The organism is Streptomyces sp. NPDC055955 (assembly GCF_042270245.1).
GTDB lineage: Bacteria > Actinomycetota > Actinomycetes > Streptomycetales > Streptomycetaceae > Streptomyces.
This window is the reverse complement of sequence record NZ_JBHJYS010000009.1, coordinates 274731-297893: the sequence shown is the minus strand read 5'-3', so window position 1 is coordinate 297893 and position 23163 is coordinate 274731. Positions and strand designations below refer to the sequence as shown.

The 23163-nt window shown below is 71.0% G+C and carries 18 protein-coding genes and 1 pseudogene; 10 read left to right on the top strand and 9 right to left on the bottom strand.

Annotated features, from left to right (window positions below; genetic code table 11):
* Positions 1-1704, bottom strand: coding sequence for a hypothetical protein (locus ACFC96_RS20745; protein WP_376613541.1), 1704 nt, complete (start codon positions 1702-1704; stop codon positions 1-3).
* 277 nt (positions 1705-1981) lie between these two features.
* Here ACFC96_RS20745 and radA point away from each other — a divergent pair, with 277 nt between their 5' ends.
* Both radA and disA read left to right on the top strand, forming a co-directional pair.
* Positions 1982-3391 carry a DNA repair protein RadA gene (gene radA / locus ACFC96_RS20740; RefSeq protein WP_376267599.1) on the top strand — a complete coding sequence of 470 codons (1410 nt, stop codon included), beginning with the start codon at positions 1982-1984 and terminating at the stop codon, positions 3389-3391.
* Between the two features lie 112 nt (positions 3392-3503).
* Positions 3504-4628: a DNA integrity scanning diadenylate cyclase DisA gene (gene disA, locus ACFC96_RS20735; protein WP_376267596.1), complete on the top strand. Its 1125-nt coding sequence runs from the start codon at positions 3504-3506 to the stop codon at positions 4626-4628.
* 582 nt (positions 4629-5210) lie between these two features.
* Here the strand turns inward: disA and ACFC96_RS20730 are convergent.
* A complete protein-coding gene (locus ACFC96_RS20730) occupies positions 5211-6011 on the bottom strand; it encodes a hypothetical protein (protein ID WP_376267593.1) in 801 nt (266 codons plus the stop codon).
* A 185-nt stretch (positions 6012-6196) separates the two neighbouring features.
* Here ACFC96_RS20730 and ACFC96_RS20725 point away from each other — a divergent pair, with 185 nt between their 5' ends.
* On the top strand, positions 6197-6838 hold the full coding sequence (locus ACFC96_RS20725; protein ID WP_376613504.1) for a phosphatase PAP2 family protein: 642 nt from the start codon (positions 6197-6199) through the stop codon (positions 6836-6838).
* 3 nt (positions 6839-6841) lie between these two features.
* On the opposite strand, the pseudogene ACFC96_RS20720 reads toward ACFC96_RS20725, so the two are convergent.
* Positions 6842-7349, bottom strand: a pseudogene (locus ACFC96_RS20720) (DNA-binding response regulator); the annotation flags it as partial.
* A 10-nt stretch (positions 7350-7359) separates the two neighbouring features.
* The gene (locus ACFC96_RS20715; RefSeq protein ID WP_376613502.1) at positions 7360-7569 is read right to left on the bottom strand and encodes a hypothetical protein; all 210 of its coding nucleotides are present in this window, start codon (positions 7567-7569) and stop codon (positions 7360-7362) included.
* A 141-nt stretch (positions 7570-7710) separates the two neighbouring features.
* On the opposite strand from ACFC96_RS20715, the gene ACFC96_RS20710 reads away from it, so the two are divergent.
* From ACFC96_RS20710 to cseC, 5 genes are all read left to right on the top strand, one after another.
* Positions 7711-8607 carry an A/G-specific adenine glycosylase gene (locus tag ACFC96_RS20710; protein WP_376613500.1) on the top strand — a complete coding sequence of 299 codons (897 nt, stop codon included), beginning with the start codon at positions 7711-7713 and terminating at the stop codon, positions 8605-8607.
* Between the two features lie 180 nt (positions 8608-8787).
* Positions 8788-9336: a SigE family RNA polymerase sigma factor gene (locus ACFC96_RS20705; RefSeq protein ID WP_116511432.1), complete on the top strand. Its 549-nt coding sequence runs from the start codon at positions 8788-8790 to the stop codon at positions 9334-9336.
* On the top strand, positions 9324-9980 hold the full coding sequence (locus ACFC96_RS20700; RefSeq protein ID WP_376267583.1) for a hypothetical protein: 657 nt from the start codon (positions 9324-9326) through the stop codon (positions 9978-9980). The genes ACFC96_RS20705 and ACFC96_RS20700 overlap by 13 nt, the downstream gene beginning before the upstream one ends.
* Positions 9981-10062: 82 nt before the next feature.
* Positions 10063-10779: a two-component system response regulator CseB gene (gene cseB, locus ACFC96_RS20695; protein ID WP_376267581.1), complete on the top strand. Its 717-nt coding sequence runs from the start codon at positions 10063-10065 to the stop codon at positions 10777-10779.
* Between the two features lie 170 nt (positions 10780-10949).
* The gene (gene cseC / locus ACFC96_RS20690; protein ID WP_376613499.1) at positions 10950-12329 is read left to right on the top strand and encodes a two-component system sensor histidine kinase CseC; all 1380 of its coding nucleotides are present in this window, start codon (positions 10950-10952) and stop codon (positions 12327-12329) included.
* 395 nt (positions 12330-12724) lie between these two features.
* Here the strand turns inward: cseC and ACFC96_RS20685 are convergent, their stop codons facing one another.
* The 3 genes from ACFC96_RS20685 to ACFC96_RS20675 form a co-directional block, all read right to left on the bottom strand.
* Positions 12725-13171, bottom strand: a complete 447-nt coding sequence (locus tag ACFC96_RS20685) for a VOC family protein (protein WP_376255963.1) — start codon at positions 13169-13171, stop codon at positions 12725-12727.
* A gap of 52 nt (positions 13172-13223) precedes the next feature.
* Complete coding sequence (locus tag ACFC96_RS20680) at positions 13224-13691, bottom strand: helix-turn-helix transcriptional regulator (RefSeq protein WP_376256002.1); 468 nt, start codon at positions 13689-13691, stop codon at positions 13224-13226.
* 123 nt (positions 13692-13814) lie between these two features.
* Positions 13815-15554 (bottom strand): MDR family MFS transporter, encoded by a 1740-nt coding sequence (locus ACFC96_RS20675; RefSeq protein ID WP_376613497.1) that lies wholly within the window; start codon positions 15552-15554, stop codon positions 13815-13817.
* A gap of 133 nt (positions 15555-15687) precedes the next feature.
* On the opposite strand from ACFC96_RS20675, the gene ACFC96_RS20670 reads away from it, so the two are divergent.
* Positions 15688-16260, top strand: a complete 573-nt coding sequence (locus ACFC96_RS20670) for a TetR/AcrR family transcriptional regulator (protein WP_376255959.1) — start codon at positions 15688-15690, stop codon at positions 16258-16260.
* A gap of 68 nt (positions 16261-16328) precedes the next feature.
* On the opposite strand, the gene ACFC96_RS20665 is transcribed toward ACFC96_RS20670, so the two are convergent.
* Positions 16329-17006: a M23 family metallopeptidase gene (locus tag ACFC96_RS20665; RefSeq protein ID WP_376255957.1), complete on the bottom strand. Its 678-nt coding sequence runs from the start codon at positions 17004-17006 to the stop codon at positions 16329-16331.
* Positions 17007-17470: 464 nt separating this feature from the next.
* Here ACFC96_RS20665 and ACFC96_RS20660 point away from each other — a divergent pair, with 464 nt between their 5' ends.
* Positions 17471-20509, top strand: coding sequence for an NACHT domain-containing protein (locus tag ACFC96_RS20660; protein ID WP_376613495.1), 3039 nt, complete (start codon positions 17471-17473; stop codon positions 20507-20509).
* A gap of 80 nt (positions 20510-20589) precedes the next feature.
* On the opposite strand, the gene ACFC96_RS20655 is transcribed toward ACFC96_RS20660, so the two are convergent.
* Positions 20590-23115 carry an ATP-dependent Clp protease ATP-binding subunit gene (locus ACFC96_RS20655; protein ID WP_376255953.1) on the bottom strand — a complete coding sequence of 842 codons (2526 nt, stop codon included), beginning with the start codon at positions 23113-23115 and terminating at the stop codon, positions 20590-20592.
* Between the last annotated feature and the right edge of the window lie 48 nt (positions 23116-23163).

Sequence of the window (23163 nt, the reverse complement as noted above, 5' to 3'; positions counted from 1 at the left end):
CTAGCCGCCGCTCGGGCTCGCACCGCCGCCGCCGCTCGGCGGCGGTGACGAGTCCGCGGGCGCCGACGAACTCGGTGACGGTTCGGACGGTGTGGGGCTCTGGTCGGACGGTGTGGGGTCCGGGTCGGACGGCGTGGGGTCGGACGGGCCGGGGCCCGGGTGCCCCGTGTTCGACGGGTCGGGGCCCGGGTCGGAGGTGCCGGGCTGCGAGGGGCTCGAACTCCCGTGTCCCTCTATGGAGATGACGGCCCCTGAGGGGTCGATGCCGATGCGCGCCGACCAGTGACCGGCGGGCTCCCGGTCGTGATCGACGTACACCCGGATCGTGAACGACTCGCCGGGCCGCAGCGTTCCCGACGTGCTCGTCAGATAGAGCCAGCTCGCTCCGGTGCGTGCGGACCAGTGGACCGGTGAACTCCCGGACGCCGTCAGCGTGATGAGGGTCGCGGAGCCGCTCGGCTGCGCCTCCACGGTGAGCCGGCCCGGGCCGGAGCGCGAGGGTCCACCAGAGCTGATGACCTCCACGGAGACGTCCGGGGAGCGGCTGCCCGCGGTGAAACGCGGGTCGGGGGTCGTGCGCGCGTTGCCCGCGTTCTCGTAAGCGGCGTCCGCGCGGTTGCCGTCGAGCCCGCCCGGGTCGCCGGCCTCGCTCGCGCTGATCGAGCGCCCGTCCTGACCCTCGCCCGTCTGCGGCGCACCCCGGTACGCCGCCCACAGCGCCAGCACCGGGGCGGCCACGACGGTGGCGACGACCGTCGTCGTGACGGCACGCGCGCGCAGCCGGTCCCGACGGGCCGCCCTGTCCTTGGGGTCCATCGGGAAGCCGCGCCGGTCGAAGCGGGGGACCGCGCCTCGCTGAGGGCGGTTGGCGTGGGCCATCGCCCGGTGCAGGGCCGCGCGCGGGGCCGTCGCGAGGGGCAGGGCGGCCGGGGTGACCGCCGTGCCGGGCCAGGCGCCGGGGGCGGCGCGCTCGGCGGTGCGACGGCAGCGGGGGCAGTCGTCGACGTGCCGGACCAGTTCGCGGCGCAGGGCGGAGCTCAGCAGCAGCTGGTTGTCTCCGGTGAGGCGGGCGACGCTCGGGCAGGTGCCCGTCTCCACCACGGCGAGGGCGGCGCGGGTGCGTTCCACCTCGCAGGCGGCGGAGGCGAGCAGCTCCCGGGTGAGCCCCGGGTCCGTGCCCAGTGCGGCGGCGACCTCCCGGGGCGACAGCTGATGCCGTACGGCCAGCTCCAGCGCCTCGCGCTGCTCGGGCGTCGTACCGGCGGCCTCCGGCCAGGCCAGGAGCGCGAGCTCCCGACGGCGCTGCGCCTGGATCTCTTCGGAAGGGGCCTCTTTGGCGTGCGGGGATTCGGGGCGGGGCCGGCCCGGGGCGTGCGTCCCCTGTCTGAGGCGTCTCGCCTCCGCCAGGGCCCGCAGGCACGACCAGCGCGCGAGCGCGTACAGCCACGCCTTGCGGTCGCTCTCGGTTTCGGGGCCGCGGGAGCCGCGGCGTTCGGCGAGCGCCAGGGCGTCGCCCAGCGCCGCGACGGCGTCGTCGTGATCGCACAGGACGGACAGGCAGTACGTGAACAGGCCGTCCAGATACGGCTCGTAGCGCGACGTCGGGCGCTGGGGTACGGTCCGCGGCGCAGGTCTCCCGGGCCCGTCGCGGTGCGCCCGGTGTGCGCCGGTGGTCTGCGTGGAGGTTTCCGGCCTGCTCGTCATCACCCGTGCGACCGTAGGCGGACGCTGCCGCACCCTTCCTCCCCCTTGGGGACATTTAATCCGTACGGGTGAAACGATCCCTCAAAAGGGGACGGGAATACCGAATTCCGCCCAAGGGAACATGCGCTCGGCGCATATATGTGCGCCGGGGCGCACGGGGGCGCACACCCGGCGCGGGGTCCTCCGGGGGCGGCGGGAGGCTGCGGGGTGGCGGCCGGATGGTTGTCGGGTGGCGGTCGGTGCCGGGCTGTCAGTGGTCTCCGTTACGGTTCGGTGCATGGCTGCCCGTACGAAATCCGGCAAGGACCGGCCGTCCTACCGCTGCACCGAGTGCGGCTGGCAGACGGCGAAATGGCTGGGTCGCTGCGGCGAGTGCCAGGCGTGGGGGACGGTCGAGGAGTACGGCGCGCCCGCCGTGCGGACGACCGCGCCCGGCCGGGTCACGACGTCCGCCGTCCCCATCGGCCAGGTCGACGCCCGGCAGGCCACCGCCCGCTCCACCGGCGTGCCCGAGCTCGACCGGGTTCTCGGCGGAGGCCTCGTCCCCGGGGCCGTCGTCCTCGTCGCGGGCGAGCCCGGCGTCGGAAAGTCCACGCTCCTGCTCGACGTCGCCGCCAAGGCCGCCGGCGACGAGCACCGCACGCTGTACGTCACGGGCGAGGAGTCGGCGAGCCAGGTCCGGATGCGCGCCGATCGCATCAAGGCGATCGACGACCATCTGTATCTCGCCGCCGAGACCGACCTGTCCGCGGTCCTCGGCCACTTGGACGCCGTCAAGCCCAGCCTCCTGATCATGGACTCCGTACAGACCGTCGCCTCCCCCGAGATCGACGGCGCCCCCGGCGGCATGGCGCAGGTCCGCGAGGTCGCCGGCGCCCTGATCCGCGCCTCCAAGGAGCGGGGCATGGCCACCCTGCTCGTGGGCCACGTCACCAAGGACGGCGCCATCGCCGGCCCGCGCCTCCTCGAGCACCTCGTGGACGTCGTCCTCTCCTTCGAAGGCGACCGGCACGCGCGCCTGCGCCTCGTACGCGGCGTGAAGAACCGGTACGGGACGACCGACGAGGTCGGCTGCTTCGAGCTGCACGACGAAGGCATCACCGGACTCGCCGACCCCAGCGGACTGTTCCTCACCCGCCGCGACGAACCCGTCCCGGGCACCTGCCTGACCGTCACCCTGGAGGGGCGGCGGCCTCTCGTCGCCGAGGTCCAGGCCCTCACCGTCGACTCCCAGATCCCGTCCCCGCGGCGCACCACGTCCGGCCTGGAGACGTCTCGCGTCTCGATGATGCTCGCCGTGCTCGAGCAGCGCGGGCGGATCAGTGCCCTGGGAAAGCGGGACATCTACTCCGCGACCGTCGGCGGCGTGAAGCTCTCCGAGCCCGCCGCGGACCTCGCCATCGCCCTCGCCCTCGCCAGCGCCGCCAGCGACACCCCGCTCCCCAAGAACCTCGTCGCGATCGGTGAGGTCGGCCTCGCGGGCGAGGTCAGACGGGTGACCGGCGTGCAGCGCCGGCTCGCCGAGGCGCACCGGCTCGGCTTCACCCACGCCCTCGTGCCGAGCGATCCGGGCAAGGTGCCCGCCGGTATGAAGGTCACCGAAGTCGCCGACATGGGGGACGCTCTGCGCGTGCTGCCCAGGAGCCGTCGCCGAGAGGCCCCACGGGAGACGGAGGAGCGCCGGTAGACTTTGCCCTGGTCTCGCCCGTGCGTACGAACCCTGGGCATTCAAGATCTGCGCGTTCCGCAAGATCTGGGACTTCTGCGATATCTGCGACATCTGCGACCGGAGGAGTGCAGTGGCAGCCAACGACCGGGCAGCAGCTCCCGGCAAGTCCGGCGGGAGCTCCGGTGCCGATGGGCTGATGCGCGCCTCACTGAGCGCGGTCGCGCCCGGTACGGCGCTGCGTGACGGCCTCGAGCGAATCCTCCGCGGCAACACCGGCGGACTCATCGTTCTCGGCTGGGACAAGACCGTCGAGTCGATGTGTACCGGCGGTTTCATCCTGGACGTCGAGTTCACCGCGACGCGTCTGCGCGAGCTGTGCAAGCTCGACGGCGGCATCGTCATCGACAAGGACATCACCAAGATCCTGCGGGCGGGCGTCCAGTTGGTGCCCGACCCCACGATCCCCACGGAGGAGACGGGCACGCGGCACCGCACCGCGGACCGGGTGAGCAAGCAGGTCAGCTTCCCCGTGGTCTCGGTGTCGCAGTCGATGCGGCTCATCGCCCTCTACGTGGACGGGCAGCGGCGCGTTCTCGAGGACTCGGCCGCGATTCTCTCGCGCGCGAATCAGGCGCTCGCCACCCTTGAGCGGTACAAGCTCCGCTTGGACGAGGTGGCCGGGACGCTCTCCGCGCTCGAGATCGAGGATCTCGTGACCGTCCGGGATGTGACCGCGGTCGCGCAGCGGCTGGAGATGGTGCGGCGCATCGCCACCGAGATCGCCGAGTACGTGGTGGAGCTCGGCACGGATGGCCGGCTGCTCGCCCTTCAGCTCGACGAGTTGATCGCCGGGGTGGAGCCCGAGCGGGAGCTCGTCGTTCGGGACTACGTGCCCGAACCCACGGCCAAGCGGTCCCGGACCGTCGACGAGGCGCTGTCCGAACTCGACGCGCTGACGCATGCCGAGCTTCTCGAACTGCCCACCGTGGCACGTGCGTTGGGGTACACCGGGTCGCCCGAGACTCTGGACTCGGCCGTTTCACCCCGTGGGTTCCGGCTGCTGGCGAAGGTGCCTCGGCTGCCCGGGGCCATCATCGACCGGCTTGTCGAGCACTTCGGCGGGCTCCAGAAGCTGCTCGCCGCCAGCGTCGATGATCTGCAGGCCGTGGACGGCGTCGGGGAGGCCCGCGCCCGCAGCGTGCGGGAAGGGCTCTCGCGGTTGGCCGAGTCGTCGATCCTGGAGCGGTACGTCTAAGGGCTTCTAGGGGCTGGAGGTGCCCGGGGTCTCGGGGTGCCCAGGGTCTAGGGGCTAGGGTTGCCTCTTCCCTTGGGGGCTTCCAGGCGTCGTTGGCGTCGCTACGGCCTCCCTTGTGGCTTCCAGGGGTGCCTGGGGGCTGCCGCGTGGGGCCTGGGGTGGAGTCCTGAGTGCGGCCCGGTGGGCTCGCCCCGCCGTCCTTCGGGTGCGGGACCGCGCCGGGATGTACGTGCTCGCTGTTCTATGGGGCCTCGTCACCCAGCTGATTACCCGTACGTGGTGCTGGTGGCTCCGCGCGCACATCCCGCCACGGCCCCTCCCGTTTCGTACGCGACCACCGGCCAGTGGGGCGTTCACCCGTCACCCGATTCGTATGTGACTGATCACCCGTGGGGCGTTCGCTGCCTGCCCCTCTCGTACGCGGCTGATCGCCGGTGGGGCGTTCGTTGGCGCGTCCCTTTCGTACGCCGCTGATCGCCCGTGGGGCGTTCGCTGGAGCGGCCCCCCGGATCTCTCGTACGGGACCGGTCGTCGGTGTGCGCCTCGGCAGGCGCTGATCGTTCTGTCGGAGGGCTGGTGGTGTCAGTCCTTGGCCAGTACGAAGGATGCCTGGGCCTTGGGGAGTTGGGGTGCCTTCGCCTCCACCAGGTAGGTGCCTGGCGTCGCCGGGCCCGTCTTCGGGGTGGCGCACTCGGGGGCGCTTGCCTTGCGGTCCCATTCGATCGTGTGCGTGATGCGGGCGCCCGCCGGTACGCGGAGCAGGAGGCTGCCGGCGCTCTTGGGGCAGTCGCCGGACGACCAGATCTCCGTGTCACTGGACGCTTGAGTGATCGTCAGGACCGCGCTCTTCGGGCCCAGATCGACCTTGCAGTCCTTCGCCGTCGTGTTCTTGGCGGTCAGCTCGAACTTCGGCTTCTCGCCCGGCGCGTACGAGTTGCTGACGCTGCGCAGCGTCAGCGTCACGCCGCCTGTCGTGCAGTCGGGGAGACTTGAGCCCGCGGGGAGCCGGTCGCCCGCGCCTGTGCCGCCCTTCGCGCCGTCATCGGATCCCGCGCCTGCGCCGGCCGTGTCGGAGCCCGAGCCGGAACCGTCGCCATTGGCGCCGTCGGAGGAACCGTCGTCACCGCCGCCGCCCGACTCGTCGCGGCCGCCCGGGTGTTCGCTGATCGCGGGTCCGGACCCGGAGGGGCCGGGCGTGATGGACGAGGGCGCGGTGTCCTTGCCGTTCGAGCCACCGGCGCCGGTCTTGCTGCCTCCGCCACCGGAGTTGACGGCCCATACGATCAGCAGCGCGAGCAGCGCCACCATGGACAGCAGGACGGCCCTCCGTCGCCAGTAAATGGTGGAGGGAAGCGGCCCGATCGGATTGCGCAGAGATCCCACGGCGCAAACTGTACGAGAGATCAGCCCGTTCTCCCGCCCCCACCCGCCGCCTCGGCCCGCGAGTTTTGCGGATCATAGTCCCGCGCGGCGGTTTCGGCGCGGGGACAACCCCTGTCTTTCCTCAGGTACGGGACGAGACCATCGCGGGATGTGATGGTGCTGGGGCATTACGTACCGTCCATGTCATGGGAATCTTCGACTCCGACCTCTATCGCGACATCACCGGCTTCGCCCACGACACCCCGTCGTGGTTCCAGCACCTCATGGAGGTGTTCACCGAGCTGGGCCTGTTGATCTTCGCCGTGCTCTTCCTCGCCGCCTGGTGGCGGGCCCGAAGCGGTGATCCACGGGCCCTGGCCGTCGCGGTGCTCGCCCCGCTGGCCACCGGCGTCGCCTATGTGTGCAGCGAGCTGGTCAAGTCCGGTGTCGACGAGGAGCGTCCCTGCCGGGCCGTCTCCGGCGCCCTGACCTCCCTCGTCGCCTGTCCGCCCCATGGCGACTGGTCGTTCCCGAGCAACCACGCCACCATCGCGGCCGCCTCCGCCGTCGGCCTCACCCTCGCCCGGCCCGCCATCGGCTGGCTCACCGTCCCTCTCGCCCTCCTCATGGCCTTCTCCCGCGTCTTCGTCGGCGTCCACTACCCGCACGACGTCGCGGTGGGCCTCGCCGTCGGGGCTCTCGTCTCGTTCGTCGTGGTGCGGCTCTGTGCGGGGAGCGGGGCCCGGGTCGTCGTTGCCATGCGGGGGTCCGGGAGCGGGGTTGTTCGCTGGTTCGCCGGGGCGGGGGCGGTGAGCGGGTATGTGGCCGTCGGGGGTCATCGGCGGTGATCGGACCAGGCCCGTCTCGTACGCCACGGTGGCCATCCCGTTCCTGACCTCCAGACGGTCCAGGACGGCGCTTACGCAGGCCTTCACCTCGCCCTCCACGGCGGCGCGCGATCTTCGGGTTCGGGAGGTCCGCGCCCACCAGGGCAAGCACCTCGCGTTCGCGTGGGGTGAGCGCGGCCACTCGGGGCCTGGCCCCTGCTTCTCGGCCCAGGCGCTGTGCCCCGAAGCCGTCGATCACCTGGCGCGCCACCTTCGGTGACCGGAACGCGGCGCCGTCCGCCGGTCCGGGCACGGGCCACGTACGCGTCCGCCGAGAAGGTCGTCGGCATCGCCACCGCCGTGCCCGGCACGGCTCGTACCCTCTCCTCCGCCGCCGCCAGGCCGACCGGGCGTGGCACACGGACGTCCAGGAGCGCCACGTCGGGGCGGTGGGCCTGCGCCAGGCTCACCGCCCCGCGGCCGTCCGCCGCCTTCCCCCGAAGTCGCCGCCCGCCGCGAGGATCGCGCTCACGCCCGCCCGATCATCGCCTCGCGATGCCCGGTGCGGCCGTGAGGAGGAACGCCGTCGCGGGCCAGGTGCGGTGCAGGGCTGTCGCCGCGGCCGGCACCACGAGGCCGGTGAGCCGCGCCCGCTGCGGGCTGCGCTCCACTCCGAGACCCTCCGCGGCCGCGACGGGAGCGGCCTGGGCCGCCCGGAGCAAGGGGCCCGCGCTGCGGGCTGGAGGCCCCACGTCGTCCGGATCCACAAGCGCCGGCCGGGCCACCGCCCCTGGCGATCGCCAGGGGGCGTCAAGCGAGCGAGGCCGAGCCAACCCGTTTGCGTCGCAGCGTGGCCGCGCCGTCCCCGCTCCCCATGGCAGGATCGTCCTGCCATGACTGCGCCCACGAACACCAGCACCGAGTCCCTGCACGCTCCCGTCATCGACTGGTTCGCGGAGAATGCCCGCGACCTGCCGTGGCGCCGACCCGACGCGGGTCCCTGGGGCGTGATGGTCAGCGAGTTCATGCTCCAGCAGACGCCGGTGAGCCGCGTCCTTCCCGTGTACGAGCAGTGGCTCGCGCGGTGGCCGCGCCCCGCCGATCTGGCCAAGGAGGCGCCCGGCGAAGCCGTGCGCGCCTGGGGCAGGCTCGGCTATCCCCGCCGCGCGCTGCGGTTGCACGGCGCCGCCGTCGCCATAACGGAGCGGCACAACGGGGACGTGCCCAGTGCTCACTCCCAGCTGCTCGCGCTGCCCGGCATCGGCGAGTACACGGCCGCCGCCGTGGCCTCCTTCGCGTACGGGCAGCGGCACGCCGTCCTCGACACGAACGTGCGGCGCGTGTTCGCGCGGGCCGTGAGCGGTGTGCAGTACCCGCCGAACGCCACGACCGCGGCCGAACGCAAGCTCGCTCGCACCCTGTTGCCCGAGCAGGAGTCGACGGCCTCCCGCTGGGCCGCTGCCTCCATGGAGCTCGGCGCCCTCATCTGCACGGCGAAGAACGAGAGTTGCCACCGCTGCCCCATCGCCGCCCAGTGCGCGTGGCGGCTCGCCGGCAAGCCCGATCACGCCGGTCCGCCGCGCCGCGGGCAGACGTACGCGGGCACGGACCGGCAGGTGCGCGGGAAGCTGCTGGCCGTGCTGCGGGAGGCCGTCTCGCCGGTCCCTCAGGCGGCGTTGGACCGCGTGTGGGACGAGCCGGTGCAGCGGGGGCGCGCCCTCGACGGGCTCGTGGCGGACGGGCTCGTGGAGCCGCTGCCGGACGGCTTCTACCGGCTGCCGCTGACCTGACGGGCGTACGGGTTTACCCACTCCTTACGTCTGTTACACAACCGACGGCCAGCCGTGCGCCCGCCGCAGGCTGAAGCGGACAACCCCGTGACAACGCCTCCGTAGCTTCTTCCCGGTACCGATCACCCACAGGTGACGGACAGGGAAGCGCGAACGGTTCGCGAACGGGAGGCGGTTGGCATGGCGCACGGCGAGGTGCTCGAGTTCGAGGAGTACGTCCGCACTCGGCAGGACGCCCTGCTGCGCAGCGCCCGGCGCCTCGTGCCGGACCCCGTCGACGCCCAGGACCTGCTCCAGACGGCGTTGGTGCGGACGTTCGGCCGCTGGGACGGCATAGCGGACAAGCGTCTCGCCGACGCCTATCTGCGCCGCGTCATGATCAATACGCGTACGGAGTGGTGGCGCGCCCGCAAGCTCGAAGAGGTGCCCACCGAGCAGCTGCCCGACGCGAGCATCGACGACTCGACCGAGCAGCACGCCGACCGCGCGCTGCTCATGGACATCATGAAGGTGCTGGCTCCCAAGCAGCGCAGCGTCGTGGTGCTGCGACACTGGGAGCAGATGTCCACAGAGGAAACGGCCGCCGCCCTCGGCATGTCGGCCGGAACCGTGAAGAGCACGCTGCACCGGGCGCTGGCCCGGCTCCGCGAGGAGCTGGAGAGCCGGGACCGCCACGAGTCCGGCCACCGCGTGCTCGAACGGGAGGAGACGGAGCGTTGCGCGGCCTAGGCATACGTGCCGGTCGGGTCCTGAAGGCGGGGAGTACGGCGGTGGCCGCGCTCGCCGCCATCGGCCTTTTCCTCGGCGCCCTCACGGCCTGTTCGGCCGGCGGTACCGGCGCCCGCGACGAAGGGCCCGCCCGCTCCGACCCCGGCCCCTCGACCGCCCCGAAGGCGGTGTCGTCCACCCCGGCCTCCCCTGCGCCCAAGACGGTGAACGCGGTCCGGCTCGTCAAGAACGACCCGGCGGTGAGCCCGGAGGTCAAGCGTGACCTCAAGCCCTGCGTGGGGCACGAGTACCCGGTCGACGTGTCCTACGGGAACCTGACGGGGAACACGTCGAGCGACGTCGTGGTCAACGTCATGACCTGCGGAGACGCCGTCAGCATCGGCAGCTACGTGTACCGCGACACCGGCGGGAGGTACGAGAACGTCTTCAAGGCCGAGGAGCCTCCGGTGTACGCGGAGATAGACCGCGGCGACCTCGTCGTCACCAAGCAGGTGTACGAGAAGGGCGACTCGGTGGCGTACCCCTCGGGCGAGGACGTCCTGACGTACCGCTGGACCACCGGCCGGTTCGTCGAGCAGGCCAGGACGCACAACGACTACAGCAACGCGGTGAACGGGGACACGCCCGCGCCGTCCGACAACTGAACGGCGGGCCGGACAGCCCCGACCATTGCAGATGACGGACCAGACCATTTTTCGGACGAGGTATCAGGAGCAGCGGATTCGGATGGCAGAGCACACTCACGTCCTCTTCGTCGAGGACGACGACGTCATCCGCGAGGCCACCCAGCTCGCCCTCGAGCGGGACGGCTTCGTGGTCACGGCCGTGCCGGACGGCCTCGCGGGCCTGGAGGCGTTCCGCGCGAACCGGCCCGACATCGCGCTGCTCGACGTGATGGTGCCGGGCCTGGACGGCGTGAGCCTGTGCCGCCGCATCCGTGACGAGTCCACCGTCCCCGTGATCATGCTGTCTGCGCGGGCCGACTCGATCGACGTGGTGCTCGGCCTGGAGGCCGGCGCGGACGACTACGTGACCAAGCCGTTCGACGGGGCCGTCCTCGTGGCGCGGATCCGGGCCGTCCTGCGGCGCTTCGGGCACGCGAGCGGGTCGGCGTCCGGCGCGGCGCCGGCCGCCGCCGACAACTCCGGCTCGACCGGCAGTGTCCTGCACTTCGGCGATCTGGAGATCGACACCGAGGGCATGGAGGTCCGCAAGGACGGGGCCACGGTCGCGCTGACGCCGACCGAGATGCGGCTGCTCCTGGAGTTCTCGTCCGCGCCCGGCACGGTCCTCTCCCGCGACAAGCTCCTCGAACGCGTGTGGGACTACGGCTGGGGCGGGGACACCCGCGTCGTCGACGTCCACGTGCAGCGGCTGCGCACGAAGATCGGCCAGGACCGGATCGAAACGGTCCGCGGCTTCGGCTACAAGCTCAAGGCCTGACGGGCCGTGCCGGGGCGGGGTGTCGTGTCGGGGCCGGGTGGCTTGTCGGGACGGGGGGACTTGTCGGGACCGGGGGACTTGTCCGGGCCTGGTGTCCGGAGCACCGTCCACCGGGTCGGTACGGTTGCCGGCCTGGTCATTCGCTGTCTGACGAGGAACGGGATCGGGATATGAGGGGGGCCGCCGCGACCGCGCGCGCCCGGCTCGGACAGCCGCTGCGGCTGCCGCTGAGACGGCTGCGCCCGGCGCTGCACACCGGGGTCCGCTGGAAGATCAGCGTCGCCATCGCCCTGGTGGGGGCGCTCGTCGCCGTCGCCCTGAGCCTGGTCGTGCACAACGCGGCGCGTGTCTCGATGCTGGACAACGCGCGCGACGTACAGGACGAACGCATCCAGTTCGTGGCGCGCCAGTACGAGGCCACCGGGCGCGGCCTCCCCGTCGGCTTCAAGGTCGACGACCCCGGCATACCCCCTGACCTGCGCAAGAGGGCGATGGCCGGGCGGCGCGCCACTTTCGTCTCCGAACAGACCGGCGGCGTACCCGACATCTGGGCCGCGGTCCCGCTCGGCGACGGGCGCCTGCTGTCCGTGCACACCCGCTTCACCGACCGCAGCGCCACCGTCATGAAGGACCTCGACCAGGCCCTGATCATCGGCTCGATCTCGGTGGTCTTCGGCGGGTGCGCCCTCGGCGTGCTCATCGGCGGCCAGGTGTCACGGCGCCTGCGCAAGGCGGCGTCCGCGGCGAGGGAGGTCGCGCAGGGGCGGACCGACGTACGGGTCGGGGACGCCATCGGCGGCGTCGTCCGCGACGAGACCGACGATCTCGCGCAGGCCGTCGACGCGATGGCCGACGCCCTGAAGCAGCGTCTGGAGGCCGAGCGCCGGGTCACCGCGGACATCGCGCACGAGCTGCGTACACCGGTGACCGGGCTGCTCACCGCGGCCGAGCTGCTGCCGCCCGGACGCCCGAGCGAGCTGGTCAAGGACCGGGCCCAGGCAATGCGCACCCTCGTCGAGGACGTGCTCGAAGTGGCGCGTCTGGACAGCGCGGCCGAGCGCGCCGAGCTCCAGGACCTGCTGCTGGGCGAGTTCGTGACGCGGCGGGTCGGCGCGCGCCACGCGGACGTGCGGGTGAGCGTGGTGCACGAGTCGGAGGTCACCACCGACCCACGCCGCCTCGAACGCATCCTCTTCAACCTCCTCGCCAACGCCGCGAAGCACGGCAAGCCGCCGGTCGAGGTCAGCGTCGAGGGCCGGGTGGTGCGCGTGCGCGATCACGGGCCCGGGTTCCCGGAGGAGCTGCTCGACGAGGGGCCCAGCCGCTTCCGTACGGGCGCGGCGGACCGCGCGGGCCAGGGGCACGGCCTCGGTCTGACGATCGCTGCGGGTCAGGCACGCGTGCTGGGCGCCCGCCTCACCTTCCGCAACGTGCGCCCGCCGGGTGCTCCTTCGGGGACTCCGTCCGAGGGCGCGGTGGCGGTGCTGTGGCTGCCGGAGCACGCACCGACGAACACGGGAAGCTTCCCGATACTGCGCCTGCCGGACTGAGGACGGCCCGGAACGAGACGCCTCAGGGCCTTGCGTTCGGATCCGGCCGGACCAGGGAGCCGGCTGCCTGGTGCCGTGCAGGGCGCGGCGGAGGAAGGAGCCCACGCAAGCGTCGGCGACTGACGACGACGCCGCGCGGCGCCAGGCCCCGCGAGCCCGGCGTGATCCGAGCGAGAGGCCCTAGGGCCTGTCGTCGAATTCCCGTCGTCCGCCCGAGGGGCGGGCCCGGCGGCGTCTGGTGCGTGCGATCGCAAGGCGCCGGAGAGCCCTGGTAGCGGAGCTACCAGGGCTATTCGGCAACGCCGCATGGGGGTCCCCCCTGCTCGAGCAAAGCCGAGAGCCAGGGGGAGTGCGTGCCAGACGCCGCCGGGCAGACGGGAATTCGACGACAGGCCCTAGCTGGTGGCCCACTCCTTGTCGAGGTCGAGACCCTCGTTCCGCTGTGTGAAGGAGAACCAGTTCCCGGAGTCGTCGCGGAAGATCGCCTCGGTCCCGTACGGGCGCTCCTGCGGCTCCTGGAGGAACTGCACCCCGCGCGCCTTGAGCCGCTCGTAGTCCCCGTGGATGTCGTCCGTGACCAGGACGCCGGCCCCCAGAATGCCCTTGGAGACCAGCTTCTTCACCGCCTCGGCCGACTCGGGGTCCATCGCGGGCACCCCGGGCACCATCAGCGTCAGCTCGACGTCGGGCTGGTCCTTGGCGCCCACGGTCAGCCAGCGCATGCCGCCCTCGCCCATGGTCATGTCCGTACGCACTTCGAGGCCCAGCTTCTCGGTGTAGAACTCCTTGGCCCGGTCCTGGTCGAGAACCCAGACGGTGGAAATGGCGAGTCCCTTGATCATGATGCGCTCCGCGGTGGTCGGGCCACGGGCCGGCGGATCCGGCCGTGCACTGTCACCGTAGGCAGTCACCCCCCGCCCCCGCTTCTCCAGAATTGCGCTCCTCGCGGGCCCCCTGCCCCGTGCTCACGGACGGCCCCCTGCCGGGGAAGCCGCCGGCCCACAACATCGCGTAACACCCGGGGATGAGCGCCGCCCCGCGCCCCACGTGCTTCGCCCGGTACTCGCTCGGGGTCAGGCCCGTCTGTCTCTTGAACCGGGACGAGAACGTGCCCAGGCTGCTGAACCCCACGAGGCCGCAGATCTCCGTGACCGACAGGTCCGCCGATCTCAGCATCTCCTCGGCCCGCTCGATCCGACGGCGCGTCAGGTACTGCCCCGGTGTCTCCCCGTACGCCTCCTTGAAGCACCGCACGAAGTGGTAGCGCGAATAACCGGCATGGGCCGCCACCGCGTCCAGGTCGAGCTCGGCCTCGGCCCAGTCGCGGTCCATCGCGTCCTTGGCGAGCCGCAGCTGCCGCAATTTCTCCACGTCACCGATGCTGGCACGCCCCACTGACAACGCCCCCGGCACGGCGAAGGCCCCCGGTGCGCTGATGCGCACCGGGGGCCTTCACAGAAGCCGAGGAGGATCGGGACGACCCGCTCAGACGGTCTCGGAGACCGTCCTGCCGTCCGCCGCGGCGTCCCCGGCCGCGACCCCCTCGGCCGGCTTCGCGTCGGCCGTGGCCGCACCGTTCACAGCCGCGTCGGCCGTGGCCGTACCGGCCTTGGCCATGTCGACCGGCTGCACGTCCGCCGGACCCGCGGCCTCGGCTGCGGCCGACGCCTCCTTGGCGGCGGGACCCGCGCCCCGCAGCGGCACCTCCTTCACGAAGACCGCCGCGATCAGCGCCAGAACCGCGATGACGGAACCGAGCAGGAACGCCGAGTGCGTACCGGCCGACACCGCGTGCAGGTAGGCGTCACGCACCACGTCCGGCAGCTTGGCCAGGCCGTCGGCCGTCAGCTGCGTGGAATGCTCAGCGACCTTGCCGCCCATCGCACCGGCCCGCTCGGCCATCACGTCCTGGACGCGGTTGTTGAAGAGCGCGCCCATGATCGCGACGCCGAAGGAGGAGCCGAGCGTACGGAACAGGGTCGTGGAGGACGAGGCGACGCCCATGTCCTTCATCTCGACGCTGTTCTGCGCGACCAGCATCGTGATCTGCATCAGGCAGCCCATGCCCGCGCCGAGCACGGCCATGTACAGGCCGGAAGTGAGGCGCGTCGTCTCCGTGTCCATCTGCGCGAGAAGGAACAGTCCGACCACCATCAGGACGCTGCCGACCAGCGGGAACACCTTGTACTTGCCGGTGTTGGTGGTGACGCGGCCCGCGACCAGCGAGACGACCATCATCGAGAGGAGCATCGGCAGGAGCAGCAGACCGGAGTTGGTCGCGTTCGCTCCCTGCACCGTCTGCTGGTAGAGCGGCAGGAAGAGCACGGCGCCGAACATCACGAAGCCGGTGATGAAGCCGATGAGGGACATCACGGTGAAGTTGCGGCTGCGGAAGATGTGCAGCGGCAGGATCGGCTCGGCCGCCTTCGTCTGGACGAAGAGGAAGCCGACGAGCGCGGCGACGCCGATCGCGGCGAGCTCCATGATCACGGCGGAGCCCCAGGCGTACTGCGAGCCGCCCCAGGTCGTCACGAGCACGATCGACGTGATGCCGACGGTGAGCAGCGCGGCACCCAGGTAGTCGATCTTCCCCTTGGCCCGCTTCTTCGGCAGGTGCAGGACCGCGGTGACCATGGCGAGGGCGACGAGGCCGAGCGGCAGGTTGATGTAGAAGGACCAGCGCCAGCCCCAGTTGTCGGTGATGGCGCCGCCGACGAGCGGTCCGCCGATCATGGCGAGCGCCATGACGCCGGCCATCATGCCCTGGTACTTGCCGCGCTCCCGCGGCGGAATCAGGTCACCGATGATGGCCATGACGCCGACCATCAGGCCGCCGGCGCCGAGGCCCTGGATCGCGCGGAACGCGATGAGCTGGTTCATGTCCTGGGCCATGCCGCTGAGCCCGGAGCCGATCAGGAAGATCACGATCGAGGTCAGGAAGGCGCCCTTCCTGCCGTACATGTCGCCGACCTTGCCCCAGATGGGGGTCGAGGCGGCGGTCGCGAGCGTGTACGCGGTCACGACCCACGAGAGGTGTTCGAGGCCGCCCAGGTCACCGACGATCGTGGGCATCGCGGTGCCCACGATCATGTTGTCGAGCATCGCGAGCAGCATCGCGATCATCAACGCCATCAGGACTACGCGCACACTGCGTGGCTGCCGCCCCTCGGTGGCCGCCGCGCCGCCCCCGCCGGTGTCCACCGCCACTGTTCCGGTCTCCGCCATGATCCCCACTCCCCAGATACTTACTTGCCGCCCGGCAAGTTGACTACACTGAGGGAAGATAGAGCGCTAACTAGCCGGGCGTCAAGTAAGTTTTCTCCCAGGGCCCGCCACCAGCACGAAGGAGCAGCCACAGATGGGCAGCAGCAAGCAGCGCCGCGGGAACACGCGGCAGCGCATCCAGGACGTGGCGCTGGAACTGTTCGCCGAGCAGGGCTACGAGAAGACCTCGCTGCGCGAGATCGCCGAGCACCTCGACGTCACCAAGGCGGCGCTCTACTACCACTTCAAGACCAAGGAAGACATCGTCGTCAGCCTCTTCGAGGATCTGACGCGGCCCATCGACGAGCTGATCGAGTGGGGCCTGGAGCAGCCCGACACCCTGGAGACCAAGCAGGAGCTCATGGAGCGCTACAGCCTGGCGCTGCACGGGGCGGGGCCGCTGTTCCGCTTCATGCAGGAGAACCAGGCGACCATGCGCGAGCTGAGCATCGGCGAGCTCTTCAAGGACCGCATGAAGGCGCTCCTCGACCAGCTCCTGCCGAAGGACGCCACCATGACCGAGCGGGTCCGCTGCTTCAGTGCGATCTTCTCGATGCACGCGGGCCTGTTCGTCCTCAAGGACGTCGAAGGCGACCCCGAGGAGAAGCGCAAGGCCATCCTCGAGGTCGCCACCGATCTCGTCACCCGGGCGCAGCGGGGCGCCTGAGCTCTGTCATGCAGTTGCGCTCTTCGCGCAGGTGAGCTCATTCACGCAGGTGAGCTCGTGTGCGCAGGTCAGACGCTGACGCCCATGGACTTCAGGAAGTTGACCGGGTTGACCGCGGAACCGTAGTTCGGGGTCGTGCGGATCTCGAAGTGCAGGTGCGGGCCGCTGGAGTTACCGGTGTTGCCGGAGAGCGCGATGTGCTGACCGGTGGAGACCGTCTGGCCGATGCGCACGTCGATGCGGGACAGGTGCGCGTACTGCGAGTACGTGCCGTTGGCGTGCTTGATCACGATGGCGTTGCCGTACGCCGGGCCGTCGCCGCCGCCGTTGGGGCCGGCCTTGACGACGGTGCCGCCGTGGGCGGCCATGACGTTGGTGCCGATCGGCACGGCGAAGTCCTGGCCGGAGTGCTTGTGCGACCACATGTTGCCGCCGAGGCCGAAGCCCGCGGACAGCTTGTAGCTCTGGACCGGGTCTATCCAGCTGACGGCCTTCTTCGCCGCGGCCTTCTTGACCTGCGCGGCGTGCACCTTGGCCTGCTCGGCGGCCTTGGCCTGAGCCTTGGCCTGAGCCTGGACCGAAGCCGCGGCCACGCCGGGCAGCGCGACGGTTCCCTGAGTGCTTTCGGCGGCGACCGCGGCCCCGGCCCCCAGCAGCGCCGTGGCTCCCATGGCGACGGTCACGACGGCCGCCCGAGTACGGAGCTGGGACGAGCCGGAAGAAGAAGTCATGGTGCGCTTCGACATTCGGGGATTACCTCCGCGTTGATGACAGGAACAGACCGGCACTCGTTGGTGACGTGCCGGGCTGGCTGTTCATTGGTAACCCGGGAACCCATCTCGGCTCAAAGGCCCCACCTACTACCCAAAGCCGTACTAAAAGGTCGGGACTTCAACCTCTTGACAGCCTTCGAAGACCCCTTGCGATCTGTCGGTTTTATGCCCCGATCTCAGGTTTATGGCCACATCGCACCCCTGCGTTCCGGCGCCCCGCGGGCCACCCGCCCTACCGATCCAAGAAACGGACATATCGGTAGAATCCATCGATGCGGCAACAACCCCCCATCCCTGCGTCGCATCCACTATTGCGTCTAGTAGCGGACAAAACGCCTGTGCGCCATGTCACCGGGAGGCAAGATCCAGAGACCCGTGAATGTGACGCGGGCTACGCTGAAGCGCCTGGTTTCACGGCCTTCCGGGGGGAAGCGCAGATGGATCCCGCAGTTCTCGGCACACGTCTGGCGTCGAGCGTGCTCTCGCCTCTGGTGAAGCAGCTCCTCACCCGTGACGGCCCCGGCGCGGGCCTGGTGGACCAGCCCGTACGCCTCTCGGGCCTCATCACCTTCCACGGCGAGAAGCGGACCCTCGGGGAGAAGGAGGTCGGGCACCTCGCAGCCCGTCTGGTGCGGGAGGCCGTGCGGTCCCCGGGCGAGCCGCCGTTCCCCGCGGACGAGCAGGAGGCGGTCACAACCGCCCTCAGCCGCAGGCTCCTCGCCCTCGGCGACCTCGACATGGACGACGTCCAGGCGGTCCGCCTCGGCCACCGGCAGCTGGCCCGCACCCTGCGCGAGGCGGCCCCCGCGCCCGGCCTCACCACCGACGCCGCCTACTTCCTCGACTCGGTCACCGAGTGGGCCTGCCTGCACATCCTGCACTTCTTCACCCAGCGCTCCACGTTCGTGGCCCGCACCCTGGTCGAGCAGAGCCGCGCCCAGTCCGAGCTGATCGCCAAGGTGGACGCGCTGATCACACGCACCCCGCCGCGCGACGGGCAGGACACCGCCTTCGAGGCCCGCTACCGCGCCCACCTCGCGGAGCGCCACAACCGCATCACCATCTTCGGCCTCGACCTGCGCGACTCCCCCGACGTCTGGCCCCTCGACGTCGCCTACCTGAGCCTCGAAGCCACCCGCGAGACCGGCCCCGAAGCCCCGCACGGCGACCCCCAAGGGGCCACGACGGTGCAGATCAGGGCCGAGGACGCGTTCGACGGCCACGACCGGGTCCTGCTGCGCGGCGAGGCGGGCTCCGGCAAGACGACCCTCGTCCAGTGGCTGGCGATCACCACCACGGGCCGTATCCCCTACGTGCTGCCGCTGCGCACCCTGATCCGCGCCGCGGGGCTCCCCTCCCCCGCCGCCTTCCTCTCCTCCGCCGACTGCCCGCACACCCCGCCCGACGGCTGGGCCGAGCGCGTCCTGACGGCGGGGCGCGGCCTCGTGATGGTCGACGGCCTGGACGAGGTCCCCTCGGCCGACCGGCCCCGCGTGCGCGACTGGCTGCTCGGCCTCGTCCGCGCCTTCCCCGGCAATCGCTGGCTGCTCACCGCCCGCCCCACCGCCGTACGCTCCGACTGGCTGGCCGGGGACGGGTTCGCCGAGCTGTCCCTCGCCCCCATGGGCCGCCGGACGGTCGGCGCGTTCGTACGGCGCTGGCACGCGGCCGCCGGCGCGGCCGAGCACGAGGAACAGCTTCTGGACGCCCTGCGCGCCAAGCCGGACCTGTCGCTCCTGGCGACCAACCCCCTCATGTGCGGGATGATCTGCGCCCTCCACCGCGCGCGCCGCGGCTATCTCCCGCCGCGCCGCAAGGCCCTGTACGACGCCGCGCTCCAGATGATCCTCACCGACCGCGACCGCCAGCGCGGCATGGGCGGCCTCGACGGCATCGAACTCGACACCGAGGACCAGACCGAACTCCTCCAGCGCCTCGCCTACGCCCTGGTGCTCGCGGGCCGCACCGAGATGGACGAGACCACCGCGCTCGCCCTCCTCGAACGCGCCCTGCTCTCCGTCCCCGACGCCGCGCGCCAGGGCGACGCCCCCACGATCCTGCGCCACCTCCTGCTGCGCAGTGGCGTCCTGCGCAGCCCTGCCCCGCAGGTGGTCGACTTCGCGCACCGGACGTTCCTGGACCACCTGGGCGCGCGCTACGCGGTCGAGGAGGGCCACCTCGACGTCCTGCTCGGCCATGCCGGCGACACGCAGTGGGAGGACGTCGTACGGATGGCCGTGGCCCACGCCCGTACCCGTGAGCGGACGACGCTGCTACGGGGCCTGCTGGCCGTCGACAGCCCGCGCGTGACCCTCCTCGCGCTGGCGAGCCTTCAGGACGCCTCGGCGGTCGAACAGGAGGTCCTCGAAGAGGTACGGGAACGGGCCGCCGCCCTCATCCCGCCCCGGACACCCCAGGAGGCCGAACAGCTCGCGCAGGCGAGCCCGTTCGTCCTCGAACTCCTCCCCGGCCCGCAGGACCTGACGGACGAGGAGGCCCACGCGGTGGTCACCACGGCCTCCCGCCTGGGCCACGAGGGCTCCCTGCCGGTCCTGAAGCGCTTCCGCGCCCACACGTCACTCGACGTACGACGCCAGCTCGTCGGTACCTGGCGGAGGTTCGACGCCCAGGAGTACGCGGACGAGGTGCTCGCGCACGTGGGGCGGGACGGGCTCGACCTGACCGTCACGAGCGAGGAGCAGGTACGGGCGATGTGGACGATGCCGCCGTGGCGGCGGGTCGACCTCGACGGGGAGTATCCGCTCGACGCGTTCATGGGAGCGCTGGACCCCGACGCCTCCGAACATCTGACCCTCCGCAGCAACCCCCACATACGGGACATGCGGGCCCTGCACGCGCTGCCCTCGCTCGGTTTCCTGTCGCTGATGTACTGCCCCGAGGTCCGCGACCTGGCACCCCTCGCCGAGATGCGGCTCCGGCATCTGTCGGTGATCGGCCTGCCCGCGCTGCCGGCCCTCACCGGCCTGTCCCGGGTGACCAGCCTTTCCTCGCTCAGCGTCGTCCAGCCGGTCCCCGGCGACTCGCTCGCCGCGTTCCTGCCGGTCGGGGCGCCGCTCGACCAGCTCATCCTCGGCCGAGGCGCCACGGGGACCACCGGACTCAACGGCCTGGCCGCGTTCCCCGAGCTGACCTGGCTGAACCTGTCCAGCGATGCGGCCCCGCTCGGCCCACGCGACTGGGAACAGCTCGCCCGGCACCCCGCGCTCACGCGCCTCTCCCTCGGCGGCCTGCTCCTGCCCCCGCACGGCCCGTCCAGCGAGCTGCCCGGCATCCGCGTCCTCTCCCTCCACCTGGAGGCGGGAACCGAGGAGCGCGTCGCCCGCTTCGCTCCCGCCGTCCCGTACGCGGACGACGTGCGCCTCTTCTTCGCCGAGGACGCCGCACCGGCCGCCGACGAGGTGTACGCGGGCCTCTTCCCGCACGCCGAGGTCACCGTCCGCCGCTGGGGTCGCTGAATCACGGGGGCACGACGAAGGGGCTGCCTCAGGACCGAAGTCCTGGGGCAGCCCCTTCGACTCAGCGCATCCCCGAAGGGTTACGCGTCCTTGCTCAGATTCGGACCGGCTCCGCCGGCCGCCTGCTCGATCGGCGGGACGTCCGGCAGCGGGGACTTCTCCTCGCCGCGGAAGGTGAACGTCTTCGCGTCGCCCTCGCCCTCCGTGTCGACGACCACGATGTGGCCCGGACGCAGCTCGCCGAAGAGGATCTTCTCGGAGAGCGAGTCCTCGACCTCGCGCTGGATCGTGCGACGCAGCGGACGCGCGCCGAGCACGGGGTCGTAACCCTTCTTGGCCAGGAGCTCCTTCGCGGACTGGCTGAGCTCGATGCCCATGTCCCGGTCCTTGAGGCGCTCGTCGACCTTGCCGATCATCAGGTCGACGATCTGGAGGATGTCGTCCTGGGTCAGCTGCGGGAAGACGACGACGTCGTCCACGCGGTTGAGGAACTCGGGGCGGAAGTGCTGCTTGAGCTCGTCCGAGACCTTGTTCTTCATGCGCTCGTAGTTGGACTTCGTGTCGCCCTGGGCCGCGAAGCCGAGGTTGAAGCCCTTCGAGATGTCCCGCGTGCCGAGGTTGGTCGTCATGATGATGACCGTGTTCTTGAAGTCCACGACCCGGCCCTGGGAGTCGGTCAGACGACCGTCCTCCAGGATCTGCAGCAACGAGTTGAAGATGTCCGGGTGGGCCTTCTCGACCTCGTCGAAGAGAACCACCGAGAACGGCTTGCGCCGCACCTTCTCCGTCAGCTGGCCGCCCTCTTCGTAGCCCACGTAACCGGGAGGCGAACCGAAGAGACGCGAGACCGTGTGCTTCTCGCTGAACTCCGACATGTCGAGGGAGATCAGCGCGTCCTCGTCACCGAAGAGGAACTCGGCGAGCGCCTTGGACAGCTCGGTCTTACCGACACCGGACGGGCCCGCGAAGATGAACGAGCCACCGGGGCGCTTCGGGTCCTTCAGGCCGGCACGCGTACGGCGGATCGCCTTCGAGAGCGCCTTGACGGCGTCCTTCTGGCCGATGACGCGCTTGTGGAGCTCATCCTCCATGCGCAGCAGGCGCGAGGACTCCTCCTCGGTCAGCTTGAAGACGGGAATACCGGTCGCGGTCGCGAGGACCTCGGCGATCAGCTCGCCGTCGACCTCGGCGACGACGTCCATGTCGCCTGCCTTCCACTCCTTCTCGCGCTTGGCCTTCGCCGCCAGCAGCTGCTTCTCCTTGTCGCGGAGCGACGCTGCCTTCTCGAAGTCCTGGGAGTCGATGGCCGACTCCTTGTCGCGGCGCACGCCCGCGATCTTCTCGTCGAACTCGCGGAGGTCCGGCGGCGCGGTCATCCGGCGGATGCGCATCCGGGAACCGGCCTCGTCGATCAGGTCGATCGCCTTGTCCGGCAGGAAGCGGTCCGAGATGTACCGGTCGGCCAGCGTCGCCGCCTGCACGAGGGCCTCGTCCGTGATGGAGACGCGGTGGTGGGCCTCGTAGCGGTCGCGCAGGCCCTTGAGGATCTCGATCGTGTGCGGCAGCGACGGCTCCGCGACCTGGATCGGCTGGAAGCGGCGCTCGAGAGCGGCGTCCTTCTCCAGGTGCTTGCGGTACTCGTCGAGCGTGGTCGCACCGATGGTCTGGAGCTCACCGCGGGCCAGCATCGGCTTCAGGATCGAAGCGGCGTCGATGGCGCCCTCGGCGGCACCCGCACCGACCAGCGTGTGCAGCTCGTCGATGAACAGGATGATGTCGCCGCGGGTGCGGATCTCCTTGAGGACCTTCTTCAGGCGCTCCTCGAAGTCACCGCGGTAACGGGAACCGGCGACCAGCGCGCCCAGGTCGAGGGTGTAGAGGTGCTTGTCCTTGAGGGTCTCGGGCACCTCGCCCTTGACGATGGCCTGCGCGAGGCCTTCGACGACGGCGGTCTTGCCGACGCCGGGCTCGCCGATGAGGACCGGGTTGTTCTTCGTACGGCGGGACAGCACCTGCATGACCCGCTCGATCTCCTTCTCGCGCCCGATGACCGGGTCGAGCTTGGATTCGCGGGCGGCCTGCGTGAGGTTCCGGCCGAACTGGTCCAGGACCAGGGACGTGGAGGGCGTGCCCTCGGCAGGACCGCCGGCGGCGGCGGTCTCCTTGCCCTGGTAGCCGGAGAGCAGCTGGATGACCTGCTGCCGCACCCGGTTGAGATCGGCGCCCAGCTTGACCAGGACCTGGGCGGCGACGCCCTCGCCCTCACGGATCAGGCCGAGCAGGATGTGCTCCGTGCCGATGTAGTTGTGACCCAGCTGAAGAGCCTCCCGGAGCGACAGCTCCAGGACCTTCTTGGCACGGGGGGTGAAGGGGATGTGCCCGGACGGGGCCTGCTGGCCCTGGCCGATGATCTCCTCCACCTGCTGGCGGACCGCCTCGAGCGAAATCCCGAGGCTCTCCAGGGCCTTAGCGGCGACACCCTCACCCTCGTGGATCAGGCCCAGGAGGATGTGCTCGGTGCCGATGTAGTTGTGGTTGAGCATCCGGGCTTCTTCCTGAGCCAGGACGACAACCCGCCGCGCGCGGTCGGTGAACCTCTCGAACATCGTTAATCGCTCCTCAGAGCGGTCAGGCAGTAAGGGGACGCTCCCCTC

Coding starts and splice junctions, on each gene's coding strand:
- ACFC96_RS20745 (WP_376613541.1), bottom strand. CDS start 1,704: ATGACGAGCAGGCCGGAAACCTCCACGCAGACCACCGGCGCACACCGG.
- radA (WP_376267599.1), top strand. CDS start 1,982: ATGGCTGCCCGTACGAAATCCGGCAAGGACCGGCCGTCCTACCGCTGC.
- ACFC96_RS20725 (WP_376613504.1), top strand. CDS start 6,197: ATGGGAATCTTCGACTCCGACCTCTATCGCGACATCACCGGCTTCGCC.
- ACFC96_RS20710 (WP_376613500.1), top strand. CDS start 7,711: ATGACTGCGCCCACGAACACCAGCACCGAGTCCCTGCACGCTCCCGTC.
- ACFC96_RS20705 (WP_116511432.1), top strand. CDS start 8,788: ATGGCGCACGGCGAGGTGCTCGAGTTCGAGGAGTACGTCCGCACTCGG.
- cseB (WP_376267581.1), top strand. CDS start 10,063: ATGGCAGAGCACACTCACGTCCTCTTCGTCGAGGACGACGACGTCATC.
- cseC (WP_376613499.1), top strand. CDS start 10,950: ATGAGGGGGGCCGCCGCGACCGCGCGCGCCCGGCTCGGACAGCCGCTG.
- ACFC96_RS20685 (WP_376255963.1), bottom strand. CDS start 13,171: ATGATCAAGGGACTCGCCATTTCCACCGTCTGGGTTCTCGACCAGGAC.
- ACFC96_RS20675 (WP_376613497.1), bottom strand. CDS start 15,554: ATGGCGGAGACCGGAACAGTGGCGGTGGACACCGGCGGGGGCGGCGCG.
- ACFC96_RS20670 (WP_376255959.1), top strand. CDS start 15,688: ATGGGCAGCAGCAAGCAGCGCCGCGGGAACACGCGGCAGCGCATCCAG.
- ACFC96_RS20665 (WP_376255957.1), bottom strand. CDS start 17,006: ATGTCGAAGCGCACCATGACTTCTTCTTCCGGCTCGTCCCAGCTCCGT.
- ACFC96_RS20660 (WP_376613495.1), top strand. CDS start 17,471: ATGGATCCCGCAGTTCTCGGCACACGTCTGGCGTCGAGCGTGCTCTCG.
- ACFC96_RS20655 (WP_376255953.1), bottom strand. CDS start 23,115: ATGTTCGAGAGGTTCACCGACCGCGCGCGGCGGGTTGTCGTCCTGGCT.